At 69.3% G+C, this 11,939-nt stretch carries 9 protein-coding genes and 1 other RNA gene; 2 read left to right on the forward strand and 8 right to left on the reverse strand.

Annotation, left to right across the window (positions count from 1 at the left end):
- Positions 1-374 precede the first annotated feature (374 nt).
- Positions 375-2,660, forward strand: coding sequence for a family 20 glycosylhydrolase (locus ACFY4A_RS11340; protein WP_390829162.1), 2,286 nt, complete (start codon positions 375-377; stop codon positions 2,658-2,660).
- Between the two features lie 528 nt (positions 2,661-3,188).
- Here ACFY4A_RS11340 and ssrA read toward each other — a convergent pair.
- The 5 genes from ssrA to ftsE all read right to left on the reverse strand — a co-directional run bounded on the left by ssrA (position 3,189) and on the right by ftsE (position 7,137).
- Positions 3,189-3,587, reverse strand: a transfer-messenger RNA (tmRNA) gene (ssrA, locus tag ACFY4A_RS11345).
- A gap of 120 nt (positions 3,588-3,707) precedes the next feature.
- A complete protein-coding gene (smpB, locus tag ACFY4A_RS11350; protein WP_390829163.1) occupies positions 3,708-4,187 on the reverse strand; it encodes an SsrA-binding protein SmpB in 480 nt (159 codons plus the stop codon).
- 68 nt (positions 4,188-4,255) lie between these two features.
- Positions 4,256-5,428, reverse strand: coding sequence for a S41 family peptidase (locus tag ACFY4A_RS11355; protein ID WP_390829164.1), 1,173 nt, complete (start codon positions 5,426-5,428; stop codon positions 4,256-4,258).
- A gap of 68 nt (positions 5,429-5,496) precedes the next feature.
- On the reverse strand, positions 5,497-6,414 hold the full coding sequence (ftsX, locus tag ACFY4A_RS11360) for a permease-like cell division protein FtsX (RefSeq protein ID WP_390829165.1): 918 nt from the start codon (positions 6,412-6,414) through the stop codon (positions 5,497-5,499).
- Positions 6,415-6,447: 33 nt separating this feature from the next.
- A complete protein-coding gene (gene ftsE / locus ACFY4A_RS11365) occupies positions 6,448-7,137 on the reverse strand; it encodes a cell division ATP-binding protein FtsE (RefSeq protein WP_086726378.1) in 690 nt (229 codons plus the stop codon).
- 252 nt (positions 7,138-7,389) lie between these two features.
- Between ftsE and ACFY4A_RS11370 the strand changes: the two genes are divergently transcribed.
- The gene (locus tag ACFY4A_RS11370; protein ID WP_390829166.1) at positions 7,390-7,581 is read left to right on the forward strand and encodes a hypothetical protein; all 192 of its coding nucleotides are present in this window, start codon (positions 7,390-7,392) and stop codon (positions 7,579-7,581) included.
- Positions 7,582-7,701: 120 nt separating this feature from the next.
- Here ACFY4A_RS11370 and ACFY4A_RS11375 read toward each other — a convergent pair whose 3' ends face one another.
- From ACFY4A_RS11375 to ACFY4A_RS11385, 3 genes are all read right to left on the reverse strand, one after another.
- A complete protein-coding gene (locus ACFY4A_RS11375; protein ID WP_390829167.1) occupies positions 7,702-8,448 on the reverse strand; it encodes a hypothetical protein in 747 nt (248 codons plus the stop codon).
- A 318-nt stretch (positions 8,449-8,766) separates the two neighbouring features.
- On the reverse strand, positions 8,767-9,879 hold the full coding sequence (prfB, locus tag ACFY4A_RS11380) for a peptide chain release factor 2 (RefSeq protein ID WP_390829168.1): 1,113 nt from the start codon (positions 9,877-9,879) through the stop codon (positions 8,767-8,769).
- 700 nt (positions 9,880-10,579) lie between these two features.
- The gene (locus ACFY4A_RS11385) at positions 10,580-11,833 is read right to left on the reverse strand and encodes a serine/threonine-protein kinase (RefSeq protein WP_390829169.1); all 1,254 of its coding nucleotides are present in this window, start codon (positions 11,831-11,833) and stop codon (positions 10,580-10,582) included.
- Positions 11,834-11,939 lie beyond the last annotated feature (106 nt).

An 11,939-nucleotide genomic window follows, 5' to 3' on the forward strand; every position in this document is an offset into this window, starting at 1 on the left:
CTCCCTGGCCACGACACCATTTCGGTCTACTTGAGTCCGCTCGGCTTCTCGGCGAGGCACGGTTCCTCGGTCGTCGGCCGGTCCCGGAGCGGCCATTTGGCGGTGTGTCAGTCCCGCACGCCGGCCCCTCTTGTCAGTCCTGCACGTTGGTCCCCGCTGGCCCGTCCTGCACGGCTCCCCCCTCTTGACCATCTCGCTCGCACGGGCCACACTCCATCAACTCTAGACCGGTCTAGACCAGTTACGGAGGCATCATGTCAAAATCTGGTCGCCGTGCCGTCCCTCGTCACCAGGGGTCGGCGAAGTTGCGAGCATCGGGACTCGCCGGCTGCCTCGCAGCCCTGACGGCATGCTCGGTGCTGGTGTCGCCCGCAATGGCCAGTGAGGCAGGCGCGAAACCTACTGTTCGGACGACGCCTGAGGGGGCCCGAAGCGACGTCGCCGACCCACGCACGACCCTGCTGCCGGTTCCGCAGAACTGGGAGCCCGCAGGGGGGAAGCTCACCCTGGCGAACACGACCAGGGTCGTGATCGATCCGGCCACTGCCGACCGCTGGACGGTCGTCTCGGGCATGACGACGGAATCCGACCCCATTGTGTCGACCCGGCCGCTGCGCGAGGTCGCACGGTATGCCGCTCGAGACATCGAGGCCGGCACGGGTGTCCGCTTGCCCCTCACCCAAGCGAACAGTGCGAACGGCAACGGCATCCAGGTGGCCCTCGATGCGGCTCTCGCACCCGAGGTCGGCCCCGAGGGGTACCGGCTGGAGATCGGTCGGACGGTGCGGCTCACCGCGCCCACGGCCAGTGGCATCTATTACGGGTCGCGCAGCCTGATCCAGCTGCTGGTCGGGAGCGCCGACCAACGCACCCTGCCCACCGGGGTCCTCACTGACCGCGCCAACACCACCGTGCGCATGAACACGATCGACGTGTCCCGTGAGTACTGGGAGCCTCGCGCCGTGGCCGACGTCATCCGACAGATGGGGTACCTCAAGCAGAACTACCTGGTGCTTCACTTCGATGACGCCGAGGGTTTCCGACTCAACAGCCCCAAGTACCCCGGGCTGGCCGAGCCAGGCTTCAGCTACGACCGGGCTGACATCGAGAGTCTCGACCGGATCGCCCGGGAGAACAACGTGACCCTCGTTCCAGGTTTCGAGCTGCCGGCCCACGTCTCACCCAAGTCGGCCTACTTCCACGTCGGCATGGCAGACGGTCCGCGTGAGGTCGAACCGGGGTTCGGTGAGCGCGACACGGGCGCGACTCCGCAGAACACCTGCCAGGGCTACAGCTACAGCCACCTGACCGACGACTTCACGTTCAACCTCATGAACCCGAAGGCCCTCAAGGTCTCCCAGGAGATGCTCGACGAGTTCCTCCCCTGGTTCTCCTCGCCATGGGTCCACCTCGGTGGTGACGAGATGCCCCCGAACATGACCCGCTGCCCTGCTCTGCGGGACTACGTGGCCAACTCGAACGGCAAGTACGCCACGACGGCCGATGTCGAGATGGAGTTCATCAATGAGGTGAATGACCACGTTCGAGCCAAGGGCCGCACCTCGGTGGTCTACAACGGCTCCGAGGCGTCGGCGCGCAACATCCCGCTCGACACCGACATCATCGTCATGGACTGGACCGGCAGTGGAACCGCCGCCCACCTGAAGCCCTACGACAAGATCGTCGCTGACGGCAGCTTCCTCTACCTGGTGCCGGCCCGTTCAGGCCGCCCCAACCAGCAGCGCATCGCCCAGACGTGGACCACACCCACCGACCCGAAGATCCTCGGGTGGGGCATGCACGTCTGGGGTGACGACCTGGGCTGGGCTGAAGGCCAGTGGCTCGAGTCGCTGTCGATCACGCCGAGAGGTCGGGTCGCGGACCGGCAGTGGAACACCCGCCCGCGCACCCAGACGGAGTACGCGGCATACGAGGCCACCATGCAGACCATCGGCACCGCACCGGGATACACGGGCGTCCGGCAGCCCAACGCCACCACGAACGCCCGACCGGTCCACCAATACGTCATGGATCCGGAGTTCCCCCGTGGCACCTATGACGCGCACACGTCGAACAACCGACGCGGAATCATCGACCGGTGCGACCTCAGCGGGATGACCCCGCTGTTCGTCTCGACGCGCTCAGCCACCGACCCGGACAAGGGCCAGGTGAAGGTCATCGACTCCGGCGGCTACTGGCTCGGGGCCTCCAACCTGACCGGCCCCTGGTCGGTCACCGGCACCGCCAAGGTGAGCGGAACGGTGACTCTGCTCGGCCAGGTCGACTCCACGAACCGGGTCACCCTGAGCCCGACCGACGTCACCGTGCGCTGGAACGGTGTGACCCAGAGCTTTGGTCGTGGCCTCGGGTCAGGGCAATGGGCCGACTTCGCTCTCACCAGCGACGGTTCGACCGTCACGCTGTATCTCGACGGTGAGCGCGTCGGCACCGTCACCAGTGAGCTGACGCTGCCCCGCTCGCGGATGCTCTACGGCGCGTCCGGCACGACTCTCGCCGCCCTGGACATCTACGCACAGGGCCTCACGGCCGACCATGTGTCCTCCGTGCGGACGCAGCGTCCCGAAGCTGTCTGCGCGACCTACCCCGCGGCGCCGACACTGCCCGCGCCTCGGCCTGCCGGACCACCGACAGGTAGCTGAGGAGGGCCCTGCTGCCCATCGCTCAGGATCTCGCCCGTCCTCGACAGTCCCGCAACGAAGATCGCGACGACGAGCCACGAGCGTGAACATCTCCTGAGTCCGCATCGGTGTGCCGAAATCGAGACAGGGCGGCCAGCCTCGTATAAGAGGCTGGCCGCCCTGTCCTTGGAGGAGGTGACGCGTATGTCCGGGAGCACAACTGCGCAGGCCGCCCTCGGCGAACTCCTCGACGAGGCGAGGCACGAGGCCGGTCACAGCCTGTCGGGGCACTAGCCAAGCGCGTCTGTCGCATGCTCAACCAAGCTCTCTGCACGCGGCTCTACGTCGACGCAGACGACGACGGACCACGGGTCTCCGGCGACGGGCCCGGCGAGGTGTTCGCACCGGTCATCAACACGCACAAGGCCGCAGAGCACAACGGCGGCGTCGCTGCCCTCTCGGGCAACGGCACCGCCGTCAGTGATGCGGCCTCGTCCTCAGCGACCCTCCACGCTGCTCTTGCGGGAGGATGTTCGAGTGACGCCGCTTGGGTGGAGATGGCGGGAATCGAACCCGCGTCCAACGGTGCGGAACCAGGGCTTCTCCGTGTGCAGTCCGCTTCGCTTTTCTCGGCCCCGGAGATCACGCGGACAAGTCTCCGACGGGCTCAGTCACTGTTTGGTTTCCCTCTTCACCCCGTGACCGGGATCAAGGTTTAGTCCCCTAGCTGATGCCAGGATCCGGGTCGGGAACAGCCCCGGGCTGACACTCCCTTAGTAGGAGGCTCGCTCTGCTACCTGAGATCAGGCAGCGAGGGCGAAGGCCTGCTGGGAGGAATCGCGCTTGGTGTTGGCGATTATTTTTTCGGCCTGTGGTTTACGAGATCATGGCCGCTTCCTCGACACGCTTCCCCTGCTTCGACAGCCGCTGTCGAAACCGATCATCCCCATGTTGATTTTTCAAACCCCTCCGGAGAGGGAACCCGCACCGGCCTCGCGGTGCTGGTGCCATCGTACGTGACCAACGCAGGTCCGTGCCAGCCTATTCCCCCGCGTCCCGGACCTGCCGCTACGCCCGCGGCCTGCGCCGCGCCGCCGCCACCGCGCGGTCCGTCTCGCGGCGGTCCTGCTTCTCGCGGAGCGTCTGCCGCTTGTCGTACTCCTTCTTGCCCTTCGCCAGCGCGATCTCGACCTTGGCCCGGCCGTCCTTGAAGTACAGCGCCAGGGGCACGATCGTGTGACCCGTCTCCTGGGACTTCGACTCCAGCTTGTCGATCTCCGCTCGGTGCAGCAGCAGCTTGCGCTTGCGGCGGGCGCTGTGGTTGGTCCAGGTGCCCTGGCTGTACTCCGGTACGTGCACGTTGTGCAGCCACGCCTCGTGCCCGTCGAGCTGCACGAAGCCGTCCACCAGCGACGCCCGACCCTGACGCAGCGACTTCACCTCGGTCCCCATCAGCACCAGACCGGCCTCGTAGGTGTCGAGGATGTGGTAGTCGTGCCGCGCCTTCTTGTTCTGCGCGATCAGCTTGCGCCCTTTTTCCTTAGCCATAGTGCCGCCCATTTTCGCACTACGGAGGGGGGTCGCGGGAAGCGTATTAAAGGGCGTGCCCGCCGGGGCTAGGACGCCTCGCCCAGGCCGGTCAGAACCGTCTGCGCACGCCGGAGCGCGTCCTGCCCGGCGTCCAGGTCCGGGATGATGCCGTGACCGTCCACGGCGTGCCCGCCGGGGGTGCGGTAGTGCCCGACCGTGAGCTCGGCGACCGAGCCGTCGGGCAGCCGGCTCGGCATCTGCACCGATCCCTTGCCGAAGGTGCGGGAGCCCACGACCACCGCGCGGCCGCGGTCCTGGAGGGCGCCGGTGAGCAGTTCGGCCGCGCTCATCGTGCCGCCGTCGACGAGCACGACCAGGGGCCGGGTGGTGTCGCCCCCGGAGCCGGCGTGCAGGGCGCGCTGGTCACCGTCGACGTCGTAGGTGGCGACCAGGCCGCCGTCGAGGAAGGCGGAGGCGGTGGTGACGGCCTCGGTGACCAGGCCGCCGGAGTTGCCGCGCAGGTCGAGGACGATCCCGCCGGCGGCCGGGGACCGGCGTACGGCGGTACGGACCTTCTCGCCCACGCCCTTCGAGAACGCGGCGATCTTGATGACGGTCACACCACCCGCCGACTGCCGTACCGTGACCGGGTCCGTCGACAGGCGGGCCCGGCGCAGCGTCCGGGTCCACACGCGCGTGCCGCGTTGCAGGCCCAGGGTGACGGTGGTGCCGGCGGGCGCGTCGTCGGCGTCGCCCCGCAGCAGCGCGACCACGTCGGTGACCGGCAGCCCGTCGGTCCGCTCGCCGTCGACGCTGCGCAACCGGTCGCCCCGGCGGATGCCGGCGGCCGCCGCGGGCGAGCCCGCCCGGACCTTCGCCACCTCGACACGGCCGTCCCGCCGGCGCCGCGTCGACAGTCCGACGCCGGTGTACTGGCCGTCGAGGGCCTCCTGGAACTCCTCGTACTCGCCCCGGGAGTAGACGGCGCCCCAGCGGTCGCCGCTGCGGCTGACGGCACGTACGGCGGCCTGCATGGGGGAATCGCCGTCGGCCATGGCCTCGGCCGCCGCCCGGGTCACCTCCTCGGCCCGGCCCACGGGCACAGCCGAACGGGACTGGTCCGCCTGGGACTTGCGGTCGTCGTGGCCGGGCAGGGAGCCCGTCGCCGCCCCCGCCACCAGCACGCCCGCGAAGACCAATGTCAGGGCGGCCCCGGCGCGACCGCGGCGGGGCTGACGGAACAGGTCACGGCCCGACATGGCGGTGAGTCTAGGACAAACCCCCGAGGCCGCACGGTTGCTGGACCGTACGACCTCTTTGGCGTGCGTCACACCTTCAGGTACTTGCGCAGCGCGAAGAACGCGGCCAACGCCGGCATCAGCACACTCGTCGCGAGGATGAGCGGCAACTTCGTCAGCACCGCGTCCCAGCCGATGAAGTTGATCAGATTCAGCTTCTGCGACAGGGCGAGACCGTGGTCGATGATGAAGTACCGCGCGGTCACCAGGAATCCGCAGGCGACCCCGCCTCCGATCAGCCCGGCGACGGCCGCCTCCATGATGAACGGCGCCTGGATGTAGAAGCCGGAGGCGCCCACCAGGCGCATGATCCCGGTCTCACGCCTGCGGCTGAACGCCGAGACGCGCACGGTGTTGACGATCAGCATCAGCGCGACGACCAGCATCAGCGACATCACCGCGCGCGCGGCCCAGTTCATGCCGTTCAGCAGCCCGAAGAGGTTGTCCAGGATGCCCTTCTGGTCCTGCACGGACTGCACCCCGTCACGCCCGTTGAAGGCGCTCGCGATGACCTTGTACTGCTCCGGGTTCTTCAGCTTGATCCGGTACGACTCCTGCATCTGGTCCGGCGTGATGGTGCTGGCCAGCGGGGTGTCGCCGAACTGCTCCTTGTAGTGCTTGTACGCCTCGTCCTGGGACTCGTGGGTGACCTTCTGCACCACCGTCATCTTGTTCAGGTCGGTGAGGATCGTCTTCTTCTGGTCCTCGGTGACCGCGCCCTTGGCGCAGTTGGGGTCGCTCTGGGCGTTGCTCTTGTTGCAGAGGTAGATCGAGACGTTGATCTTGTCGTACCAGTAGCCCTTCATGTTGTTGACCTGGTCGCTCATCAGGAGCGACCCGCCGAACAGGGCGAGCGACAGGGCGACGGAGACGATGACGGCGAAGGTCATTGTCAGGTTGCGACGGAGACCGACACCGATCTCCGACAGGACGAACTGGGCGCGCATGGCGTCTGGTCAAGCCTTTCCGTCGTGGACTGGTCAGTGCTGGTAGCCGTAGACGCCGCGCGCCTGGTCGCGGACGAGACGGCCCTTCTCCAGCTCGATGACGCGCTTGCGCATCTGGTCCACGATGTTCTGGTCGTGGGTCGCCATCACCACGGTGGTGCCCGTCCGGTTGATGCGGTCGAGCAGCTTCATGATGCCGACGGAGGTCTGCGGGTCGAGGTTGCCGGTGGGCTCGTCACAGATGAGCAGTTTGGGCCGGTTGACGAAGGCGCGCGCGATGGCGACGCGCTGCTGCTCACCGCCGGACAGCTCGCCCGGCCTCCGGTCCTCCTTGCCGCCGAGCCCGACGAGGTCGAGCACCTGCGGCACGGACTTGCGGATCTCGCCCCTGGACTTGCCGATGACCTCCTGGGCGAAGGCGACGTTCTCGGCGACCGTCTTGTTGGGCAGGAGGCGGAAGTCCTGGAAGACCGTGCCCAACTGGCGGCGGATCTGCGGGACCTTCCAGTTGGATACGCGTGCGAGGTCCTTGCCCAGGACGTGCACCTGGCCGTGACTGCACCGCTCCTCGCGGAGGATCAGCCGCAGGAAGGTGGACTTTCCGGAGCCGGAGGACCCCACGAGGAACACGAACTCGCCCTTCTCCACCTCCAGGGAGACATCCCTGAGGGCCGGGCGGGTCTGCTTGGGGTAGACCTTGGAGACATTGTCGAATCGGATCACGGATGCACCACGGGTCGCCGGGGGTAGATGAGCGTGACCTTACGCGAACCGGGTACCGGCGCGCAGTCGCCGGTCAGGGTTACGTGCGGGTTGTGTGTTTTTGTACGGGGCATATTCTCGCGGAGTTGGTACAACACCTGCGCTTGCGGAGCGACCCGCGCGCCGTCCCGGCGAACCTGGCATTGTGGGGAGGGAACGTTCGCGCGCGCGTGGGCGTTGACTGAGTAGAACCGGTGCAAGGAGGGCGAGCGCATGACGTACGACCGGCTGGTGTGCGCGAACTGCGCGGCGCCCGTGAGCGAGGGCCGGTGTCCCGTGTGCCGTGCGAACCGCGAGCGGCTGCAACAGGAGAACTTCTTCGCGGGGCTGAACCCGCTGGCGCTGGTCGCGCTGCTGGTGGTGCTGATCGCCGCGGCGGCGCTGCTGGCCCACCAGACGGTGTAGGGCGCACCCCGAGGGCGACGCGCAGGGGCCCGGAGCTTGCCGCTCCGGGCCCCTGGTCATTCACTCACGCGTACGCCGCGCATCGCACGCCGCATACCGTGCGTGCGCCGGTCGCCACGCTCAGGCAGCGGCGCCGCCGCGGCCCTCCATCAGGCGCGGCAGGAACCGGAAGCCGATACCGCCGGCGATCATCGTGGCCGCGCCGACCAGCAGGAACGTGGTCTCCGCGGCACCGGTCTCGGCGAGCTCCTTGCCATTGCCCTGCGCGGACGGGTTGCTGTCCGAGCCGGTCTCGGTCAGGGCCGACGAGCCCTGCTCCTGCGGGACGGTGTTGTTGCCGCCGCCGTTGGGGGTGGTGCCGCCGGTGCCGCCGCCCTCGACCGGGTTGTCGTTGCCGTCACCGGGGTTGCCGGGGTTGTCGTTGCCGTCACCGGGGTTGCCGGGGTTGTCGTTACCGCCGCCGGGGTTGCCGGGGTTGTCGTTACCGCCGCCGGGGTTGCCGGGGTTGTCGTTACCGCCGCCGGGGTTGCCGGGGTCCTCGCCACCGCCACCCGGGTTGCCGGGGTCCTCGCCACCGCCACCCGGGTTGTCGGGGTTCTCGCCACCGCCACCCGGGTTGTCCGGGTCGGGGCAGTCAGGATCGGTGCCGATGGTGCAGGAGGGGTCGGGGTCGTCGCCCGGGTCGTCGTCGCCCGGGTTCTCGTCGTCCGTCAGCGACACGTTCGCCTTGACGCCAGTACCGCCGACGCCGGCGTTGATACCGAGGTCGAGGGCCGAGGCCGCGCCCGCGGCGGTCAGCGAGGCGCCGGCGGCGATCACGGCACCGGCCGCGATGCGCGCGACACGAACCCGCGTCTTCTTCGTCATGTGGTTGCTACCCCCAGTAGCTGAATCGTCTTCGAGCGGCGCGCGGGGCCGTGATCAACGGGGGTAGTTGGCGCAGTGCAGAGCCCCCCGGTTCACATGCGCCCCAGAAATGCGCATGCCACGTTTCACCCTTCCGGCTTTTCGGGGGACCGTCAAGGTCGTTGCGGGCGCGATGTCCAACTGTGCGTTGTTTGCACGCGGTTGAAGTCTGTGAGTGTGATGCAAAACCCGGACATAGGCCAGCAGAAAAGGCAACTGCCGCTGGAAGAGCGGCAGTTGCCTTGTCGACAAAGAGTCTGCTTCTGGTTTCCCGGGCTGCTACTTGGCCTGGTCCTGCTGCTTGCGCCAGCGAATCCCGGCCTCCAGGAACCCGTCGATCTCACCGTTGAAGACGGCCTCGGGGTTGCCGACCTCGTGCTCGGTGCGCAGGTCCTTGACCATCTGGTACGGGTGCAGGACGTAGGAGCGCATCTGGTTGCCCCAGGAGTTGCCGCCGTCGCCCTTGAGGGCGTCCATCTTGGCCTGCTCCTCCTGGCGGCGCCGCTCGAGCAGCTTGGCCTGGAGAACGGCCATGGCGGTGGCCTTGTTCTGGATCTGTGAGCGCTCGTTCTGGCAGGAGACGACGATGCCGGTGGGGATGTGGGTGATGCGCACCGCGGAGTCGGTGGTGTTCACGCCCTGGCCGCCGGGTCCGGAGGACCGGTAGACGTCGACACGCAGGTCGGACTCGTCGATGTCGACGTGGTCGGACTGCTCGACGACGGGCAGGACCTCGACGCCGGCGAAGGAGGTCTGGCGGCGCCCCTGGTTGTCGAAGGGGGAGATGCGCACCAGGCGGTGGGTGCCCTGCTCGACGGAGAGGGTGCCGTAGGCGTAGGGCACCTGCACGGCGAAGGTGGTCGACTTGATGCCGGCCTCTTCGGCGTACGACGTCTCGTAGATCTCGGTCTTGTAGCCGTGCTGCTCGGCCCAGCGCAGGTACATGCGCTGAAGCCGCTCGGCGAAGTCGGCGGCGTCGACGCCACCGGCCTCGGCCCGGATGTTCACGAGCGCCTCGCGGGAGTCGTACTCGCCGGAGAGCAGCGTCCGGACCTCCATCTCGTCCAGCGCCTTCTTGACGTCGGCGAGCTCGGCCTCGGCCTCGGCGCGGGTGTCCGGGTCGTCCTCGGCCTCGGCGAGCTCGAAGAGCACACCGAGGTCGTCGATCCTGCCGCGCAGGGCCTCCGCCTTCCTGACCTCCGCCTGGAGGTGGGAGAGCCGGCTGGTGATCTTCTGCGCCTCGTCGGGGTTGTCCCACAGGGAGGGCGCGGCCGCCTGCTCCTCGAGCACGGCGATGTCTGCCCTCATCTTGTCGAGGTCCAGAACGGCCTCGATCGACTCCATGGTCGAGGAGAGGGACTTCAGCTCTTCGGATACATCGACGACTGCCACGCATCCAGCGTAACGGCTCCGCCAACCGGCAAACGCCGCACACCCCCGCCCCCTGGCGCCGCACCGGTCCCCCAAGTCACACCACGCCCAGGCGCACCCGCCCCCACAGGCCCACTCTCACCACCCACCGAGACGAGCGGGCGGGTGGGAAACCAGGGGGCGCAGGGGCAAAGCCCCCGCCAGGGACCGGAGCGGAGCCCCCGGGCCGAGACCTCTCACCGCACCGAGACGGGTGGACGGGTGGGAAACCAGGGGATGCAGGCGGCGAAGCCCCCGCCAGGGTCCAGGGCGGAACCCCCGGCCCGGGCACCACCCACCCCACCGAGACGGCGGCATTCACGGGAAACCAGGAGCGCAGGGGGCCAAACCCCCGCCAGGGTCCAGGGCGGAACCCCCGGCCCGGGCACCACCCACCCCACCGAGACGGCGGCATTCGCGGCAAACCAGGAGCGCAGGGGGCCAAACCAACGCCAGGGTCCAGGGCGGAACCCCCGGCCCGGGCACCACCCACCCCACCGAGACGGCGGCATTCACGGGAAACCAGGAGCGCAGGGGGCAAAGCCCCCGCCAGGCTCCGGGGCGGAACCCCCGGCCCGGGACCACTCTCCGCACCGAGACGGGTGGACGGGTAGGCGAAGCCGGGGGCGCAGCCCCGGACCGGGCCCCCGGGGCACAAGCCCCGGAACCCGAGACCCCGGCGTCAGGGAGACGCCGACTGCCCAGGCGCCCCCGGCGCCACATCCGTCCCGTCCCCCGACGACGCCCACCACACCCCCGCCCCGAGCACCCCCGCGACCACCACCCCCGCGACCCCCAACGTCACCCGCCGCCGCCGCGCAGCGGCCCGGTGGCGCGCGGCCGACCCGGGCCGCGGCGCACCCGCCGCCCGCGGCACCCGCGCCGTCCCTCGCGCACCTCCCGCCAGCTCGTCCGGCGCCGGCACCCGCATCGACGTGTGCGTGTCCCGGTTGGAGTCCGGCTTCGCCCCGGGTACCAGCGGGACCGCTCCCCGTCGCCGTACCCGCTCCACGGCCCCGCCCCCAGCCGGTTCCGCCGACCGGTCGGGGGACGTATCGCCCGCCTCCTGTGCCGGCTCCGCGCCCGGCTCGTCCACGTCCAGCGGCGGCATCCCCACGAGCATCGGCTGGAGCTCCCTGAGCCGGGCGCCCAGCTCCGAGGCCCGCAGCCGCGACGCCGGCGCCTTGGCCAGGCACTGCACGATCAGCCGCCACAGCTCGTCCGGGATGCCCGGCAGCGGCGCCACCGTCTCCGTGACGTGCCGGCGCAGCACCGCGCCCGGATGCCCGCCGCCGAACGGAGTGAAGCCCGCCAGCAGCTCGTACAGGACCGTGGCCAGCGCGTAGATGTCCACGGCGGCCCGCGGGGGCAGCCCCTCCACGATCTCCGGCGCGAGATAGTCCGGCGTACCGATGATCTTCGTCGCCCGGGTCCGCTTCGGCGAGTCGATGAGTTTGGCCACACCGAAGTCGGTCAGCAGCGCCGGGTGCGCACCGCCGGGGCCGAGCGGCCCCTGCATGTCCAGCAGCACGTTCTCCGGCTTGACGTCCCGGTGCACGACCCCGGCCGCGTGCGCCGCGGCAAGCCCGTCCGCCACATCGGCCACGATCGCCACGGCGGCCTCGGGCGCCAGCCGCCGCTCCCGCTCCAACCGGGTGCGCAGGTCCGTACCGCGGACCAGGTCCATGACGAGGGCCAGGTCGTTGCCGTCGACCACCAGGTCCCGTACGGAGACCACGTTCGGGTGCTCCAGGCCCAGCAGCGCCGTCCGCTCCTGTACGAAGCGGCCCACGAGTTCCTGGTCGGACGCGAGGTCCTCGCGCAGCAGCTTGACGGCGACGGGGCCGTCGGGTCCTTCGCCGAGCCACACCGTGCCGGCGCTGCCCCGCCCCAGGATCTGGTTCGCGGTGTACCGGCTGCCGATCTTCCGTGCCAAGACTGCTCCTACAGACGCGTGTTGCCGACAAAGCTACGCGTCCGGCGAGCCAACCCTCACCATGGAGCGGGAATTCACCCGTCGGCTGTCGACAAATCCCCAGACC

It is taken from the genome of Streptomyces sp. NPDC001292 (assembly GCF_042896465.1).
In the GTDB taxonomy this organism is placed as follows: Bacteria; Actinomycetota; Actinomycetes; order Streptomycetales; family Streptomycetaceae; genus Streptomyces.